The organism is Microbacterium resistens NBRC 103078, from assembly GCF_001552355.1.
GTDB lineage: Bacteria > Actinomycetota > Actinomycetes > Actinomycetales > Microbacteriaceae > Microbacterium > Microbacterium resistens.
This window is the reverse complement of record NZ_BCRA01000069.1, coordinates 14302-32009: the sequence shown is the minus strand read 5'-3', so window position 1 is coordinate 32009 and position 17708 is coordinate 14302. Positions and strand designations below refer to the sequence as shown.

Genomic DNA, 17708 nt, shown 5'->3' with positions numbered 1-17708 from the left:
GCGCCCGCCACGACGGCGACCAGGTTGTCGCGACGGCGGCGGGCGACGACGCCCTCGTGCCACCGCGCCCGTGCGGCGTGCAGTCGTGCCCGCTCCTGGTCCACGCGTGCCTGTCGGTCACGGGCGTTGCGGGGGCGGCGTCCGGCCATGGATCCTCCTGGGTGTCGGGGATCGAGCCTACCGCGACGCGTCAGCAGGACCGTGCACGGACCGCGATGCGTGCCGGCGGCGCTGTCGGTGCCGCGCGTTAGCCTGGGGGAATGACCACGCCCGCGCCCCTCCTGTCCGGCCAGACCCCCCTGGCCGTACGGATGCGCCCCGTGTCCTTGGATGAGGTGGCGGGCCAGGGACATCTGCTCCGGCCGGGGTCCCCGATCGTGACGCTCGCCGATCCCGCGGCGACCAGCGCGGGGTCGGTCTCCATGATCCTGTGGGGTCCGCCGGGAACGGGGAAGACGACCCTCGCGCAGGCCATCGCACGGTCCTCGGGACGGCGATTCGTCGAGCTGTCCGCGATCACGGCCGGCGTCAAAGACGTCCGCGAGGTGATGCAGGACGCCCTCACGCAGCGCGACCTGTACGGGCAGAGCACCATCCTGTTCCTCGACGAGATCCATCGCTTCACGAAGGCGCAGCAGGACGCCCTTCTGCCCGGCGTCGAGAACGGCTGGGTCATCCTCATCGCCGCGACCACGGAGAACCCTTCGTTCTCGGTGATCTCACCGCTGCTGTCGCGCTCGCTGCTGCTCACGCTGCAGCCGCTGACCGACGACGACATCGGGACGCTCGTGGACAGGGCCGTCGCCGACCCGCGCGGCTTCAACGACGCCGTGGTCCTCCAGGACGAGGCGCGCACGGCGCTGATCCGTCTCGCGTCCGGGGACGGGCGGCGCGCGCTCACGGGGCTGGAGGCCGCGGTGGCGGTGGCCTCGTCACCGGAGCGCCTTCAGGACGGCGCGACGCCCGAGGTCACGGCGGACGACGTCGCGCAGGCCGTGGACCGTGCGCTGCTGCGGTACGACCGCCAGGGCGACGAGCACTACGACGTGATCAGCGCCTTCATCAAGTCCATCCGCGGCTCCGACGTGGATGCCGCGCTGCACTATCTCGCGCGCATGATCGAGGCGGGGGAGGACCCGCGTTTCATCGCGAGACGGATCGTGATCTCGGCGGCGGAGGACGTCGGGCTCGCCGACCCTCAGGCGCTCGGCATCGCGGTGGCCGCCGCGGACGCGGTCGCGTTCATCGGAATGCCCGAGGGACGGATCCCTCTGGCGGAGGCGACCATCTACCTGGCGACCACGGCGAAGTCGAACGCGGCGTACGTGGGGATCGACGCCGCGATCGCCGACGTGCGGGCGGGCGGGTTCGGGCGGGTGCCGGTTCATCTCCGCGATGCGCACTATCCCGGCGCCAAGCGCCTGGGCCACGGTCGCGGGTACGCCTATCCTCACAACACCGAGGCCGGCATCGTGCCGCAGCAGTACCTGCCGGACGAACTCCGCGGCCGCCGGTACTACGAGCCCAAGCAGCTCGGAGCCGAGCGGGACGTGCACGCGCGGCTGGAGAAGATCCGTCGGATTCTCGGCGAACGGTGGGGTCCCGGCGCCGGCTGACCGGGGTCCTAGAGTGGGCGCGTGACCAGAGCGATCCCGCGCATCCCGCCCGACCGCGACCTGTCCATCGACGCGGTTCGCGCGGTGTGCCTCCCCGTCGTCGTCGTGCTGCATGCGCTGCAGATGGGCATCGAGGGGAACCCGCCACGGGCGTTCAACGCGCTGGCGGACTGGCCGCCGCTGGCCGCGATCACCTGGGTGGGCATGATCATGCCCACGTTCTTCATCGCCGGGGGATTCGCGGGCATCACGACCTGGCGCCGGCTCCGCCACCACGGCCAGTCCGCCGCGGAGTACATCCGTGTGCGGACGCTGCGACTGGCCCGGCCGGTGCTGTCGGCGATGCTGGGAGTCCTCGCGGCCCTGGGGGTCTTGGCGCTGTGCGGGACGGACGCCGAGTTCCTCCGGACCTTCGCTTTCCGGCTCGCCGAGCCGCTGTGGTTCATCGCGGTGTACGCGATCTGCACCGCGTTCGTGCCCCTGATGGCGTGGCTGCACCACCGCGCCGCGTGGCCCACCTACCTGTGCCTCGCGGGGCTGGCGGTGATCGTCGACCTCGTCGACCGCGCCGCGGGCGTGCCGGCCGGGCCCCTCAACTGGCTGTTCGTGTGGCTGTTCGTCCAGCAGCTGGGATTCGGTGTGCGGGATCAGTGGTTCTCGCGGCGGCCGAGGTCGGTGCTCCTCGCCCTCGCCGGAGGAGCCTACGCGCTGATGGCGGTCGCGGTCTTCGGGCTGGGCTATTCCGCCGACATGATCGACAACCTCAATCCGCCGACGGTGCTGCTGCTCCTGCTCGGGCTCGCCCAGGTCTGCCTCTTCACCCTGCTGCAGCCCGCCATCCGGGCGATCATGCGCCGTCGCCCCGCCCTGCTGGCGGTCGGCGCCCTCGGCATGCACGGGATGACGATCTATCTCTGGCACACGGTCGCGATGGCAGTGGTGGTCGGCATCCAGCTCGCGCTGGGGCTGCCGTTCCCCGCGGTGCTGTCCAGGCCCTGGTGGCTCACGAGGATCCCCTGGTTCCTCGCGATCGTGCTCGTGATCGCCGGACTCTGCCTCGTCGTGCCCCGGTGGGAGCGGCGGTGGCCGCCGGAGCGGGACCGCGCGATGCCGCTGTGGGCGGCGATCGCGGCGACCTTCGGGGTCGTCGTCAGCGTCGGCTGGGTGCTCACCCAGGGCTACCTCGTCCCGGGCACGGCCGGGGCGCTCGCCCTGCTGGCGACCGTCCTCGGCTGGCTGACCGCCGGGGGCCCCGGTGCCGGTCGTGCGAGGCCATCGCGCCGTTCCGACGCCGACCGAATCCAGGTGCCCGGTGTCTGAGGGGCGGGCGCGTCCCGCATTCTGATAGGCTTGAGCGGCTCGAAACCGAGTTTTCGGGCATCTCTCCACTCCTGCACCACCTTTCCATGCGCCCCGGCGTGCGCCTGGGAAGGGCGGAATCGAGACGATACGTCCGCGAGCCGTGAGAGACACGGCCGCGTCATCGGAAGGAATGCTTCGTGGTCACGAAGTCCCAGGACCGCCGCAAGGTCCGCCTGTCCCGCGCCCTCGGCGTGGCCCTCACCCCGAAGGCCGCCCGCTACCTCGAGAAGCGTCCCTACGCTCCGGGCGAGCACGGCCGCACCAAGCGCAAGGCCGACAGCGACTACGCCGTCCGTCTGCGTGAGAAGCAGCGTCTGCGCGAGCAGTACGGCATCCGCGAGAAGCAGCTGCGCATCGCGTTCAACGAGGCTCGCCGCAAGGACGGCCTGACCGGTGAGAACCTGGTCGAGCTGCTCGAGATGCGTCTGGACGCCCTCGTCGTGCGCGCCGGCTTCGCCCGCACCACGGCCCAGGCCCGCCAGCTGGTCGTGCACCGCCACATCCTCGTCGACGGCCAGCTCGTCGACCGCCCGTCGTTCCGCGTGAAGCCGGGCCAGCTCATCCACGTGAAGCCGAAGTCGGAGTTGCTGGAGCCCTTCCAGGTCGCCGCGGCCGGCGGCCACGCGGAGGTCCTGCCCCCGGTTCCGGCCTACCTCGAGGTGGCCCTCGACAAGCTGGAGGCGCGCCTGGTGCGTCGCCCGAAGCGCGCGGAGGTCCCCGTGACCTGTGACGTGCAGCTCGTCGTCGAGTACTACGCGGCTCGCTGAGCGACTCTTAAGGGTCGTGCGGCTCGCAGAGCAGCGCACAGACGGAAGGCGCCGGGGGGACCCGGCGCCTTCCGCCGTTTCCGCATACGATGGAGGACGCCGTGCTTCGCGGCCTGCTCCCGGAGGTGACGAGATGAAGAACCTGTTGTGGCTGCTGATCGGCGTGATCGGCGGCTTCGTCGCGGCCCACTTCATGAACAAGGACCCGCGAGGACACGACATCCTCGCCGAGGTCGACGCACGGATCAGTGAGTTCACCGGCATCCTCGGGGACGCGTTCCGTGAGCAGGAGGCGCGTCTCGGCCAGGCGCAGCGCTCCGAAGACGCCTGACCGCCCCTCTTCCCCCCCCCACCCGCGAACGCCCAGGGCGTCCGTCGATCGAAGGACACTGCACACACCGATGAAGACTGCGGAGATCGCCCAGCGCTATCTGACCTATTTCGAGAAGAACGGGCACACCATCGTGCCCTCGGCCTCCCTGGTCAGTGACGACCCCACCCTGCTCTTCACGGTGGCGGGCATGGTTCCCTTCATCCCGTACCTGACCGGCGTCGTGCCCGCACCGCACCCCCGGATCGCGGACGTCCAGAAGTGCATCCGCACGAACGACATCGAGGAGGTCGGGAAGACCGCCCGGCACGGGACCTTCTTCCAGATGCTCGGCAACTGGTCGTTCGGCGACTACTTCAAGGAGGGAGCGATCCGCTACGCCTGGGAGCTGCTGACCTCCTCCGAGGCGGACGGCGGGCTCGGGTTCGACGAGAAGGACCTCTGGGTCACCGTCTTCGAGACCGACGACGAGGCCGAGTCCATCTGGCGGGACGTCATCGGGCTCAAGCCGGAGCGCATCCAGCGCCTCGGCCGCGCCGACAACTACTGGAACACCGGGCAGCCGGGCCCGGGCGGCCCGGACTCGGAGATCTTCTTCGACCGGGGTCCCTCGTACGGCAAGGACGGCGGGCCGGCCGTGGACGACTCGCGCTTCCTGGAGATCTGGAACCTCGTGTTCATGCAGGACTTCATCGAGAACGTCCGCGGCAAGACCGAGTTCGACATCGTCGGCGAGCTCCCGCAGAAGAACATCGACACGGGCATGGGGCTCGAACGCGTCGCCTTCCTCAAACAGGGCGTCGAGAACATGTACGAGACCGACCAGGTGCGTCCGGTCCTGGACCGCGCCGTCGAACTCTCGGGTCGTCGCTACGGCGTCGCGCACGAGGACGACGTCCGGTTCCGCGTCATCGCCGATCACGTGCGCTCCTCGCTCATGCTGCTCTCTGACGGTGTGCGCCCCTCCAACGAGGGACGCGGCTACATCCTCCGGCGGCTGATGCGCCGCACGATCCGCTCCATGCGGCTCCTGGGCGTGGACGCGCCCACCTTCCCGGAGCTGTTCGCCGTCTCCCGCGACGCGATGAAGAGCGCGTATCCGGTGCTCGAGACGGACTGGGCGCAGCTGTCCACGGCCGCCTTCGCCGAGGAGGAGACGTTCCTGCGCACGCTGGCGTCCGGCTCCACGATCCTGGATCTGGCCCTGGACGAGACCAAGAAGGGCGGCGGGCAGACGCTCAGCGGCTCCGAGGCCTTCCTGCTGCACGACACGTACGGCTTCCCCATCGACCTGACGCTGGAGATCGCCGAGGAGGCCGGGCTGAGCGTCGACCGAACGGCTTTCGACACCCTCATGCAGGAGCAGCGCGACCGGGCGAAGGCGGACGCCAAGAGCCGCAAGCGCCAGCTCGCGGACGTCTCCGTCTACCGCGACCTGCGCGCGCAGGGGGAGACCGCCTTCCTCGGCTACGAGCAGCTCGAGACCGAGTCCCGCGTGCTGGGGATCCTCGTCGACGGCCAGCCGGCGCCGAGCGCGAGCGAGGGCCAAGTGGCCGAGATCGTGCTCGCCGAGACCACCCTGTACGCCGAATCCGGCGGGCAGGTCGCCGACAAGGGGACGATCACGGGGGCCGGCTTCGTGCTGGACGTGCTCGACGTGCAGCGCCCCGTTCCCGGTCTGATCAGCCACACCGTCGAGGTGCGCCAGGGGCTGGTCTCGGTCGACGCGGCCGCGACCACCGTGGTGGACGCCGCGAACCGGCGGGCCGCCCGCCAGGCCCACTCCGCCACTCATCTCGTCCACGCCGCCCTGCGCGACACGCTGGGGTCGACAGCGACGCAGGCCGGTTCGCTCAACCGCGCCGGCTATCTGCGCTTCGACTTCTCCTGGGGGCAGGCGCTGTCGTCCGAGACGCGGAGCGAGATCGAGGACATCGCGAACCGCGCGGTGCAGGACTCGCTCGAGGTGACCACCCGCGTGCTGTCCCTGGACGAGGCGAAGGCCGCGGGCGCCATGGCGCTGTTCGGCGAGAAGTACGGCGAGCGGGTCCGGATGGTCGACATCGGCGGGCCGTGGTCGCGGGAGCTCTGCGCGGGCACCCACGTCTCCACGAGCGCGGAGATCGGGCTCATCAACCTCGTCGGCGAGTCATCGGTCGGCGCCTCCAACCGCCGCATCGAGGCGCTGGTCGGAGCGGACGCGTTCCGCGAGCTCGCCGCCGAACGCGCGATCGTGTCGCAGCTCACGTCCTCGCTCAAGACGCCGCGGGAGCAGCTCCCGGCGCGCATCGCCGAGATCGCCGCCCAGCTCAAGGCCGCCGAGAAGCGGATCGCCCAGTTCGAGGCGAAGGAACGCGCCGGACGCGTGCCGGCGATCGCCCAGTCCGCCGTCGAGGTCGGACGGTTCCGTCTCGTGGCGCACGATCTCGGTGACGTGGAGACGGCGGACGAGGTCCGCGAGGTCGCCATCGGTGTCCGTGACGCCCTGTCTGCGGATCCCGGGGTGAGCGTGGTCTCCGGCGTCGCCAACGGCCGTCCGCTCGTCGTCGTGGCGACGACGGAGACGGCGCGATCGGCCGGCGCGAAGGCCGGGGCCCTCGCGAAGCTCGCCGCCGGCGTGCTCGGCGGCGGGGGCGGCGGTCGGGACGATGTGGCCCAGGGAGGCGGTCAGCACCGCACGGAGCTGCCCGCGGCCTTCACGGCGATCGAGCAGGAGCTGCGCCGCGCGTGAGCGGGTTCCGGCGCGGGGTGCGGCTCGGCATCGACGTGGGACGCAGTCGCGTCGGTGTGTCCCGCTGCGACCCGGACGGTCTTCTCGCAGTGCCCGTCGAGACCGTCCCGCGCGACGATGCGTCCGTCGTCCGTCTGCACGAGCTCGCCGTCGAGCACGAGCCCGTCGAGATCGTGGTGGGCCTGCCGATCAACCTCCGCGGCGAGGACACCGTATCCACCCAGGACGCGCGCGACTTCGCCGCCGCCGTCGCCCGCCGGACCGGAGTGCCGGTGCGGCTGGTGGACGAGCGGCTGAGCACGGTGACGGCGCACGCCGCCCTGCGGGCGTCCGGTCGCACGCAACGGGGTTCTCGTGGCATTGTGGATCAGGTCGCCGCCGTGGTGCTGCTGCAGCAGGCCGTCGACATCGAGAAGAGCACCGGCACCCCGACCGGAACCCTGATCACGCTCGACGAGGAGACTCCCTGAACATGCCTGATCGCCCCGAGCCGTCCCCCGAGTCCGGAGCGGATTCGCTGAACGACCTGTTCCGGTCGCTGCCCGATCCGAAGCAGCCGGAGAAGCCGGCGTCGGCGAACGAGGGTCCCACCCCGGGATCGCGGCGGGCCGCGCGCGCTGCCGCAGCCCGCGAGGCGAAGGACCAGGCGGCCCGTGTCGCGCAGGGGCTGCCTCCGGAGACGGCGCCCGCCGCGGCGGGGGACGGCGGATCGCGCGCCACGGAGACGAGGGCGACGAGCGCAGCGGAGACGGTGGACACCGCCACGCAGGCTGCACCGGTCGTCGTGACCGCCGAGCCGCGTGCGACCCTGGACGACCTGTTCGCTCAGGAGGAGGAGACGACGAAGCCCGCCAAGCCCCAGCGCCGTGCCGGATGCCTGATCGCCCTCATCATCGTCCTCGCCCTGGTGGGAGGCGCCGTCGCCGGCGGCGTCTGGGTGATGAACACCTACGGCGACAAGATCAACGAGGTCATGGGCTGGGGGCCGCCGAAGGACTACGAGCCCGGCGAGGCGACGGGCGAGGCCCTCGTCACCATCAGCGAGGGCGACTCGGGAGCCGACGTCTCCGTCGCGCTCTACCGCGCCGGGGTGACCAAGACCGAGGACGTGTTCTACGACACCCTCGTCGACCAGGGCACCTCCCTCACGTTCTTCCCCGGCGTCTACAAGTTCCAGCAGAAGATGACCGCCGAGGCCGTCATCGAGGCCATGCAGTCCGGCGAGAACAAGATGGAGAACTCGGCGCTGATCCGCGAGGGGCTCACGGTCGAGGCGACGCTGCAGACCATCGCGGAGAGCCTCGCGGTCCCGCTCGACCAGCTCCAGGCCGCGGCGGCCGATCCGGCGTCGTTCGGCGTCAACGCGCCGTCGCTGGAGGGGTGGCTGTTCCCTGCCCTGTACGAGTTCGCGCCGGAGTCGAGCGCGCACGACATCCTTGCGAAGCTCGTCGAGCGGACCCGGGAGTCGCTGGCGGCCGCCGGAGTGCCGGCGGGCGACGAACAGCGGGTGCTGACGATCGCGTCGATCATCGAGCGCGAGGCCCGCGCGCAGGACGACTTCTACAAGGTGTCCCGCGTGATCCAGAACCGTCTGGATCAGGACATGATGCTGCAGATGGACTCGACCGCGCAGTACGGCTACGGCGAGCTGCACAAGGGATCCGCGAGCACCTCGGAGGAGGCCCAGCACGACGACAACCCGTGGAACACCTACGTCGTCCAGGGGCTGCCGGCCACGCCGATCGCGAACCCCGGAGATCTCGCGATCGACGCGGCGATGCACCCGGTGGCGGGGCCGTGGCTGTACTTCGTGACCGTCAACCTGGACACCGGCGAGACGGTGTTCACGCAGACCTACGAGGAGCACCAGGCGGCCATCGACAAGTGGCGGCAGTGGTGCACCGAGAACCCCGACTCCGGATGCTGAGCGACGAGGAGGCCGCGTCCCGTGCCTCCCGTCTGCTGGCGGTCTGGGGGGATCCGATCGACCACAGCCGGTCCCCGGCCCTGCACGGCGCCGCCTACCGGGCCCTGGGCCTCGACTGGCACTACGGCCGCCGTCGGGTCGACGCCGCGGGCTTCCGGGCGGCCGTGGACGGTCTGGACGGCCGCTGGCACGGGCTCTCTCTGACGATGCCGCTCAAGGAGGAGGCGTTCGCCTGGGCTCGGCACCGCGATCGGCACGCCGTCCTCACCGGCGCCGCCAACACCGTGGTCCTCGACGGACCGCGGCGGGGACACGTCTGGAACACCGACGTCGGCGGGCTGGTCCGCGCGCTGATCGAGGCCGGAGTCTCCGGCGCGGGCTCGGTGCGGATCCTCGGTGCGGGAGCGACGGCCGCGTCGGCGCTCGTCGCCGCGTCCGAGCTCGGCGCCGAGCGCGTGGAGGTCGCCGCACGCCGCCCGGAGGCCGCCGGTCCGCTTCGGCGCATCGCGGCGCAGCTGGATCTACCGGTCGAGGTCATCCCGTTCGACGCCGCCGAACACGCGGTCGATCTCACGATCGCGACGCTGCCGGGAGGGGCCGCACCGGACGCGCGCGCCACCGCCCGGCTCGCGGCGACCGGGGGAGCGCTGTTCGACGTCGCCTATGCGCCGTGGCCGTCCGCTCTGGCCTCTGCCTGGGACGGCGCGCCAGCGCTTCCGGGACTCGGGATGCTCCTGCATCAGGCGGTGCTCCAGGTCCGCGTGTTCGTCTCCGGCGAGCTCGACGAGCCGCTGCCGAATGAGGACGTCATCGTGGCAGAGATGCGCCGCGCCGTCATGGGAGACTAGAGCAATGCTCCGCGTCCTGACCGCCGGCGAATCGCACGGCCCCGAACTCATCGCCGTCATGGAGGGTCTTCCCGCCGGCGTCCCGCTGTCCTCCGAGGCCATCCAGGCGGATCTGGCGCGGCGCAAGCTCGGGTACGGGCGCGGGTCGCGGATGAAGTTCGAGCAGGACGAGCTCACGATCTCCGGCGGCGTCCGCCACGGGAAGACCCTGGGCAGCCCCATCGCCCTGCGGATCGGCAACACCGAGTGGCCCAAGTGGGTCGAGGTCATGAACCCCGAGCCGGTCGAGATCACCGACCGGTCCCGGGGCCGCAGCGCCCCGTTGACACGTCCGCGTCCGGGCCACGCGGACCTCGTCGGCATGCAGAAGTACGGATTCGATGAGGCCCGCCCGATCCTCGAACGCGCGAGCGCTCGGGAGACCGCCGCGCGCGTCGCCCTCGGAGCGGTCGCCCGGTCCTTCCTGTCCGAGCTGGGCATCGAGCTGGTCAGCCACACCCTCTCGATCGGCCCGGTGCAGGTTCCCGAGGGCGCACCGCTCCCGTCGCCGACGGACGTCGCGGCGCTCGATGCGGATCCGCTGCGCTGCTTCGACGCGGAGACGTCCGCGCGCATGGTCGCCGAGGTCGACGCGGCACGCAAGGACGGGGACACGCTCGGCGGGATCGTGGAGGTGCTGGCGTACGGGCTCCCGCCCGGGCTCGGCTCCCACGTGCACTGGGACCGACGGCTGGACGGCCGCCTCGCGCAGGCGCTGATGAGCATCCAGGCGATCAAGGGCGTCGAGGTCGGTGACGGGTTCGAGACCACGCGGCGGCGCGGATCGGCCGCCCACGACGAGCTCTTCCTCGCCGAGGACGGCATCACGCGCGGGTCGGATCGGGCGGGAGGCACCGAGGGCGGCATGTCCACGGGGACGGTCCTGCGCGTCCGCGCCGGGATGAAGCCGATCGCGACGGTCCCGCACGCGCTGCGGACGGTCGACGTCGCGGAGGGCGAGCCGGCCACGGCGCACCACCAGCGCTCGGACGTGTGCGCCGTCCCCGCGGCGGGCGTGGTGGCCGAGGCGATGGTCGCCATCGAGCTGGCCCGCGCGGTCCTCGAGAAGTTCGGGGGCGACAGCGTCGGGGAGACCCGCCGCAACCTGGAGTCGTACCTCGCCGCCATCCCCGAGGAGCTGCGCACCGCACCGGCGTCCGAGGCGGCGCTTCTGCTGCACGATGACTGACGATCCTGGACGGGAGACCCGCGCCGGCACGACGGCCGACGACGTCGTCGTGCTCGTGGGCCCGATGGGAGCGGGCAAGACGAGCGTCGGCCGTCGCGTCGCGCGCGGGCTCGGCACCCGGTTCACGGACACCGACAAGGCGATCGCCCGGCGGCATGGCCCGATCCCGGCGATCTTCGCCGAGCATGGCGAGCAGCAGTTCCGGCTCTGGGAGCGCGACGCGGTCGCGGAGGCGCTCGAGAGCGGCGGCGTCGTCTCGCTGGGCGGCGGCGCGGTCGTGACGGCGTCGGTCCGCGAGCTCCTGCGTCCCGTGCCGGTGGTGCTGCTCACCGTGTCGCCGGAAGCGGTGGCGGACCGGATCGCCGGGTCATCCCGCCCGCTGCTTTCCGGAGCGGCCGGTGAGACGGAGGCGTCGCCCGAGTCGGCGCTGGAACGCTGGCGGCGCATCGCCGACGAGCGGGCCCCGTGGTACGCCGAGGTGGCGGACGCGGTCTTCGACACGTCTCGTGTCCCGATGGCGCGGGTGGCGGATCAGATCGTCGAATGGATGAGAGGACGAGCATGAGCGACAGCACGGTGATCCCGGTCACGGGACGCGACGCGTACGAGATCACGGTGGGGCGCGGCATCCTCGACGAAGTCTCGCGGGCCCTCGATCCCGGCGTCCGAAAAGTCCTGGTGGTCCACCCGCCGACCCTCTCCGGCCGGGCCGCGCAGCTGCGCGACCGCCTGCTCGCCGACACCGCCGACGGCCCGCGCGAGGTGCTCCTGGCGGAGATCCCCGACGCCGAGCAGGGCAAGCGCATCGAGGTCGCGGCCTTCTGCTGGCAGGTGATGGGGCAGGCGGACTTCACCCGGACGGACGCCGTCATCGGATACGGCGGCGGCGCGGTCACGGACCTGGCCGGGTTCGTCGCGGCCACGTGGCTGCGGGGCGTGCAGGTCGTCCAGGTGCCGACGACGGTGCTGGGACTCGTCGACGCCGCAGTGGGCGGGAAGACCGGTGTGAACACCGCGGAGGGGAAGAACCTCGTCGGTGCCTTCTGGGCGCCGCGCGCCGTGGTCGGCGACCTCGACGAGCTCACCAGTCTCAGCCCCAACGAGGCCACCGCCGGATTCGCCGAGGTGGTCAAGGCCGGCTTCATCTGGGCACCGGAGATCCTCGACATCGTCGAGGCGGATCCGCAGCGTGCGGTGGATCCCGCCACGGACGAGTTCCGGCGCGCCGTGGAGCTAGCCATCGACATGAAGGCCCGTGTCGTGTCCGAGGACTTCCGGGAGGCGGGCCAGCGCGAGATCCTCAACTACGGGCACACGCTCGGACACGCCATCGAGCACTCCGAGCGCTACCAGTGGCGCCACGGCGCGGCGGTGTCCGTCGGGATGATGTACGCGGCCGAGCTGTCACGCCTGGCCGGTCGCCTCTCGGACGCCGTGGCCGATCGGCACCGCACGGTCCTCGACCTCCTCGGTCTTCCGCGCACCTACCGCGCCGGAGCATGGTCCCAGCTTCTGGCGACCATGCAGCGCGACAAGAAGACCCGCGGAGGCATGCTCCGATTCATCGTGCTGGACGACCTCGCCAAGCCCACGGTGCTGCAGGCGCCCGACGAGACGCTGCTGTTCGCGGCCTACCAGGAGGTCGGTGCATGACGGTCCAGGTCCGCAGGATCCGCATGGACGAGTGGGAGCAGGTGCGCGACCTCCGCCTGCGGGCCCTCGCGGACCCGGCCGCCGGCATCGCCTTCCTGGACACCGTGGCCGGGGCATCCGCACAGCCGGACGACTTCTGGCGACTGCGCGCGGCCAAGGCGGCGGTCGGGACGGGGGCCGCGCAGTTCATCGCCGTGGAAGACACGGGGCAGTGGTGCGCGACGCTGACGGTCCTCCACGCCGACGGGCCTGAGCGCACCGGCCTCGTCGTCGGGGTGTACGTCGCCGAAGGGCGCCGCGGCACCGGGACGATCGACGCGCTCTTCGACGAGGCCGCCCGGTGGGCGGCCGACGCGGGAGCGACCGCGCTCACTCTCGACGTCCACGTGGACAACGCGCGGGCGCAGGCGGCCTACGCGCGCAACGGCTTCGTCCGCACCGGGGAGATCGCCGAAGCGTCGATCGGCCGGGAGTACGTGATGCGTCGCGAGCTGGAGCCGAGCCGCTGATACCGTGAACGCGTGACCCCGCATCGACGTCTCCTGCTCGTCAACGGACCGAACCTGAACCTCCTCGGGACCCGCGAGCCGGATCTGTACGGCTCGGCCACCCTCGCCGACGTCGAGCGTCTGACCATGGAGGCGGCGGCGGAGAGCGGATACGCGCTCCGGACGGTGCAGAGCAACCACGAGGGCGTCCTGATCGACGCGATCCAGGCGGCCCGCGACGACTGCGCGGGCATCGTGATCAACCCCGGCGGCCTGACCCACACGTCCGTGTCGCTCCGGGACGCGCTGACCGGCGTCGCACTGCCGTTCGCCGAGGTGCACATCACGGACGTCTCACAGCGGGAGGAGTTCCGTCGCTTCTCCTTCCTCCACGACGTCGCGGCGGTCCGGATCATCGGGCGCGGCGTGGACGGCTACGCCGAGGCGGTCCGCGCCCTGGTGCCTCTGCTCTGAACAGCGGGGCGCTCTGCGGGCAGCGCCGAGGAGCCAGGGCAGCGCGTCCGGACGCCGGGGGACCGCCCCGGCGAGGCGGGGGCGCGGGCATCCCGTAGAATCGACTGTCGGCACCGCGCGGAACCGCCGGGACGGCCCCTGATCTTCGACACGAACGGAACCTTCAGCGCATGGCATCGACCGCAGACATCAAGAACGGCGTCGTCCTCTCCATCGACGGCCAGCTCTGGACCGTCATCGAGTTCCAGCACGTCAAGCCCGGCAAGGGCGGCGCGTTCGTGCGGACCAAGCTGAAGAACGTCGTCACCGGCAAGGTCGTCGACCGCACCTACAACGCGGGCGCGAAGGTCGACATCGAGAACGTCGACCGGCGAGACTTCACCTACCTGTACACGGACGGCGACAGCTTCGTCTTCATGGACCAGGAGGACTACGACCAGATCAACGTCCCGGCAGCCACCGTCGGCGACGCGAAGAACTTCATGCTGGAGAACCAGCAGGTCCAGATCGCGATGAACAACGGCAACCCGCTGTACATCGAGCTGCCCGCCTCCGTGGTCCTCGAGGTCACCTACACCGAGCCGGGTCTGCAGGGCGACCGCTCGTCCGCCGGCACCAAGCCCGCCACGCTCGAGACCGGGTACGAGATCCAGGTCCCGCTGTTCCTCGAGACCGGCACGAAGGTCAAGGTCGACACCCGCTCGGGCGACTACCTCGGCCGCGTCAACGACTGACCGGCGGATCTGAGTGAGCGCACGCACCAAGGCGCGCAAGCGCGCCCTCGACATCCTCTTCTCGTCGGACGTCCGCGGCGACGAGCTCGCCGTCACCCTGGCGGCCGAGGCGAAGCGCGCGGCGGCGGAGCCCGCCCGTGAGGCGTCGTGGCTGTACGCGCGCGAGATCGTCGACGGCATCGTCGATCACCGTGAGGAGATCGACGAGCTGATCACGACGCACAGCCGGGACTGGAAGCTCGACAGGATGCCCGCCGTCGACCGCGCGCTGCTGCGGATCGGCGTCTGGGAGATCGTGCACAACGACGAGGTCCCCACCGCCGTGGCGATCGACGAGGCTGTGGAGCTGGCCAAGGAGTTCTCCACGGACGAGTCCGGCGCGTTCGTCCATGGCGTGCTGGCGCGGGTGGCCCGCGCCGTCTGACCGGCTCCGACCCGGCGGTCGCGCGGCCGGGATGTCGGTGGCGAACGGCAGGATGATCGGCGATGACCCCTCCTGAACCGACCGACGGCTGGCGATCCTTGATCCCGCCGCCCGGAGAGGCGCGGACACCGCTCGCCCTCGGGGTGGAGCTGCGCCGGCGCGCTCGTGCGGACGCTCAGCAGTGGGCGCCCCGGCCGCTGCGGACGGCCACGGCCCGGGACCTCGTCAAAGACCCGGGGGAGCTGTTCCTCGGTGTGCGTCCGCTGATCCGCAACGCCGCCGACGACGCGTGGATCCAGGGCGATGCGAGCTGGGACGCGGTCCGCCGTCGGGGCAGCCGGTTCGACGCCGCGCAGTCGCGGTGGTTCGCCGATCTCCTGAGCATCTGCCGCGACTCGCTCCTGTCCGGGACGGCGGGCGACTGGCTGCTGCTGGATCCGGTCTCCTCGGGCGTGCTGTGGTCCCACCTCGCACGCGCCCGCGCGGAGCGGATCCCGCTGGTCGCGACCGAGCGCTCGACGAGCCTGCGCTGGCGCGACGACCTGGTCGTGCGCGCATCGGTCGAGCGCGACGAGGGGGGAGCCCTCCTACTCGCGGCGGAGGGCGAGGCGGACGGCGAGACCTTCCCGGCCGGCACGGTCCATCCGGTCGGGGAGGAGGGGGCGTACGCGCACCGGGTCGTCGGCGCGCGGATCGAACTGGTGCTGGGCCCCGTGGCCGTGCCGCCCGTCCTGGGCGCGCTGCTGAACGCCGCGGAGCCGCTCGTGGTCCCACCGGGTGAGCAGGAGGCGTTCTTCCGCGAGGCCTATCCGCTGCTGCGCCGCGGCACCGATCTGCGGGCCGGGCGGGGCGTGACCCTTCCGGCGCCGCCCGTCCCTCGGCCGCTGCTGGTCCTCGACCATCGCCGGGACGACGACGCGGTGGCCTTCCGGTTCTGGTGGGACTACGCCGGATACGGACGCGTCGGGCTGGACGAACCGGTCAGCGGACGCGACATGCGGGATCCGGAGCGCGAGGCGCTGGAGCGCGCCGAGCTGGTCGAGTCCTGGACGGCGGTGACGCCGCCCCCGTTCGCCGCGGAGGGGGTGAGACGCGGTACGGACGCGGCGGAGTTCGTCACCGACGTGGTGCCCGCACTGGAGACGCGCGGAGTGGCGATCGAGCACGTCGGGCCCCGGCGCCCCTACGCGCGGCTCACGGGCGAGCCGGAGATCACCGTGTCGACGGTCGAGTCCACGGACCCGGACTGGTTCGACCTCGGCGTGCTGGTCCGGATCGACGGGCGCAGCATTCCGTTCCAGCCCCTGTTCCGGGCGCTGAGCCTGCGGCACGGCAAGCTGAAGCTCGTCGACGGGTCGTGGTTCTCGCTGCGCCACCCCGCCTTCGACCGACTGAAGGAGCTCCTGGACGAGGCCGCGGAGCTCGCCGAGTGGGAGACCGGTCCGCGGATCGCCCGGACGCACCTCGCGCTGTGGGAGGACTTCGAGGACCTCGCGCACGAGGCGCTGCCCGCGCGGACCTGGCGCGCGGCGGTCGCGGAGCTGCGGGCGACCGACTCCGTCGACCCGCCACCGGTCCCGAGCGTCATCCGTGCAGAGCTGCGCCCGTATCAACGAGACGGGTTCGGCCGACTCGCCCTCCTCTGGCGGCATCGGCTCGGCGGGGTGCTCGCCGACGACATGGGACTCGGCAAGACCCTGCAGATCCTCGCCCTCATCGCGCACGCGCGGGAGGCTCCCGCCGGGCCCGGCCACGAGAGCGACCCGCCGTTCCTCGTCGTGGCGCCCACCTCGGTCGTCGCCGTCTGGGCGCGGGAGGCGGAGCGGTACGCCCCGGGTCTTCGCGTCGCGGTGGCGGACCGGACCCGCGCGCGTCGCGGCGTGCCTCTGAGCGAGCTCCGCCGCGGCGCCGACGTGGTGTTGACCTCCTACGCCGTCCTCCGCATCGACGCGGACGAGTTCACGACCGAAGGCCGTGCGCCGCTGCCGTGGTCCGGCGTGGTGCTCGATGAGGCCCAGCACGTGAAGAACCCGGGCACCCGCGTCCACCAGGCTGCGGCGGCGCTGTCCGCACGGGCGGTGTACGCTGTCACGGGGACGCCCATCGAGAACGGTCTCGCCGAGCTGTGGGCGATCCTCAGCCTGACGAGTCCCGGCCTGTTCCCGTCCGCCCGGCGGTTCCGCGAGGAGTACATCCAGCCGATCGAGCAGGGGAAGGTCCCGGAGAACGCGGAGGGCGCGCCGTACCGGCAGGCGCGGATCGAACGTCTTCGCCATCGCGTCCGCCCCTTCGTCATCCGTCGGACCAAGGAACTCGTGGCCGCGGACCTCCCGGAGCGGCAGGAGCAGATCCTGCGCGTCGAGCTCGCTCCCGCGCATCGTGCCCGCTATGACGCCGTGCTCCAGCGCGAGCGCCAGAAGGTCCTCGGTCTTCTGCCGGATCTCGACCGGAACCGCTTCATCGTCTTCCGGTCGCTGACGCTGCTGCGCATGCTGAGTCTGGCGCCCGGGCTCATCGACCCTGAGGACGCCGCGATCGCGTCGCGGAAGCTCGAGACGCTGGTGGAACGGCTCCTGGAGCTGCGGGCGGAGGGCCACCGGGCCCTCGTGTTCAGCCAGTTCACGTCGTTCCTCGGGCTGGCGCAGACGCGCCTGAGCCGCGCGGGTCTGCGCGTCGCCTATCTCGACGGGGCGACCCGTGACCGCGATCGTGTCGTGCAGGGCTTCCGCGAGGGCGATCACGACGTCTTCCTGCTCAGCCTGAAGGCGGGCGGGGTGGGTCTGACCCTGGTCGAGGCGGACTACGTGTTCCTGCTGGACCCGTGGTGGAACCCCGCGGCGGAGTCGCAGGCGATCGACCGCGCGCACCGCATCGGCCAGGACAGGCCGGTCTTCGCGTACCGGATGATCGCCGCCGACACCATCGAGGAGAAGGTCCTGGCGCTCCAGCAGCGCAAGTCGCGCCTGTTCGCGGCGGTCATGGACGACGAGGACCTCTTCGCGGGGGCGCTGACGGCCGAGGACATCCGCGGCCTGCTCGAGGACTGACCGCTCAGACCCCGGGGGACGGGTTTGTCACGGCTCGCCTCGGCGGGTTCCGAGGAGCGCGCCGGTAGAATCGTCCGC

Annotated in this window: 16 protein-coding genes; all 16 read left to right on the top strand. The window is 71.7% G+C overall.

Annotation, left to right across the window (positions count from 1 at the left end):
- Nucleotides 1–260: 260 nt before the first annotated feature.
- Nucleotides 261–1616, top strand: a complete 1356-nt coding sequence (locus MR1_RS12165) for a replication-associated recombination protein A (protein WP_084344580.1) — start codon at nucleotides 261–263, stop codon at nucleotides 1614–1616.
- Nucleotides 1617–1637: 21 nt separating this feature from the next.
- Entirely contained in the window at nucleotides 1638–2936 is a 1299-nt protein-coding gene (locus tag MR1_RS12160; RefSeq protein WP_067246996.1) for an acyltransferase family protein, read from the top strand.
- Between the two features lie 179 nt (nucleotides 2937–3115).
- Nucleotides 3116–3745, top strand: a complete 630-nt coding sequence (rpsD, locus tag MR1_RS12155; protein WP_067246993.1) for a 30S ribosomal protein S4 — start codon at nucleotides 3116–3118, stop codon at nucleotides 3743–3745.
- Between the two features lie 133 nt (nucleotides 3746–3878).
- A complete protein-coding gene (locus MR1_RS12150; protein WP_067246992.1) occupies nucleotides 3879–4076 on the top strand; it encodes a hypothetical protein in 198 nt (65 codons plus the stop codon).
- A gap of 70 nt (nucleotides 4077–4146) precedes the next feature.
- A complete protein-coding gene (alaS, locus tag MR1_RS12145; protein ID WP_067246991.1) occupies nucleotides 4147–6807 on the top strand; it encodes an alanine--tRNA ligase in 2661 nt (886 codons plus the stop codon).
- Nucleotides 6804–7277 (top strand): Holliday junction resolvase RuvX, encoded by a 474-nt coding sequence (gene ruvX, locus MR1_RS12140; RefSeq protein ID WP_067246989.1) that lies wholly within the window; start codon nucleotides 6804–6806, stop codon nucleotides 7275–7277. The genes alaS and ruvX overlap by 4 nt, the downstream gene beginning before the upstream one ends.
- 2 nt (nucleotides 7278–7279) lie before the next feature.
- Nucleotides 7280–8734 carry an endolytic transglycosylase MltG gene (gene mltG, locus MR1_RS12135; RefSeq protein ID WP_067246985.1) on the top strand — a complete coding sequence of 485 codons (1455 nt, stop codon included), beginning with the start codon at nucleotides 7280–7282 and terminating at the stop codon, nucleotides 8732–8734.
- Nucleotides 8728–9582: a shikimate dehydrogenase family protein gene (locus MR1_RS12130; protein ID WP_067246982.1), complete on the top strand. Its 855-nt coding sequence runs from the start codon at nucleotides 8728–8730 to the stop codon at nucleotides 9580–9582. Before mltG ends, MR1_RS12130 begins: the two co-directional genes overlap by 7 nt.
- Before the next feature lie 4 nt (nucleotides 9583–9586).
- Complete coding sequence (gene aroC, locus MR1_RS12125; RefSeq protein ID WP_067246979.1) at nucleotides 9587–10810, top strand: chorismate synthase; 1224 nt, start codon at nucleotides 9587–9589, stop codon at nucleotides 10808–10810.
- Entirely contained in the window at nucleotides 10803–11375 is a 573-nt protein-coding gene (locus tag MR1_RS12120) for a shikimate kinase (RefSeq protein WP_067246977.1), read from the top strand. Before aroC ends, MR1_RS12120 begins: the two co-directional genes overlap by 8 nt.
- A complete protein-coding gene (gene aroB, locus MR1_RS12115) occupies nucleotides 11372–12463 on the top strand; it encodes a 3-dehydroquinate synthase (protein ID WP_067246975.1) in 1092 nt (363 codons plus the stop codon). Before MR1_RS12120 ends, aroB begins: the two co-directional genes overlap by 4 nt.
- On the top strand, nucleotides 12460–12972 hold the full coding sequence (locus tag MR1_RS12110) for a GNAT family N-acetyltransferase (protein ID WP_067246974.1): 513 nt from the start codon (nucleotides 12460–12462) through the stop codon (nucleotides 12970–12972). Before aroB ends, MR1_RS12110 begins: the two co-directional genes overlap by 4 nt.
- A 12-nt stretch (nucleotides 12973–12984) precedes the next feature.
- Nucleotides 12985–13425: a type II 3-dehydroquinate dehydratase gene (locus MR1_RS12105; RefSeq protein WP_067246973.1), complete on the top strand. Its 441-nt coding sequence runs from the start codon at nucleotides 12985–12987 to the stop codon at nucleotides 13423–13425.
- A 170-nt stretch (nucleotides 13426–13595) separates the two neighbouring features.
- Complete coding sequence (gene efp / locus MR1_RS12100) at nucleotides 13596–14159, top strand: elongation factor P (protein ID WP_067246968.1); 564 nt, start codon at nucleotides 13596–13598, stop codon at nucleotides 14157–14159.
- 13 nt (nucleotides 14160–14172) lie between these two features.
- The gene (gene nusB / locus MR1_RS12095) at nucleotides 14173–14583 is read left to right on the top strand and encodes a transcription antitermination factor NusB (protein ID WP_067246965.1); all 411 of its coding nucleotides are present in this window, start codon (nucleotides 14173–14175) and stop codon (nucleotides 14581–14583) included.
- A gap of 62 nt (nucleotides 14584–14645) precedes the next feature.
- Nucleotides 14646–17630, top strand: coding sequence for a DEAD/DEAH box helicase (locus MR1_RS12090; RefSeq protein WP_067246961.1), 2985 nt, complete (start codon nucleotides 14646–14648; stop codon nucleotides 17628–17630).
- The last annotated feature ends 78 nt before the right edge of the window (nucleotides 17631–17708 follow it).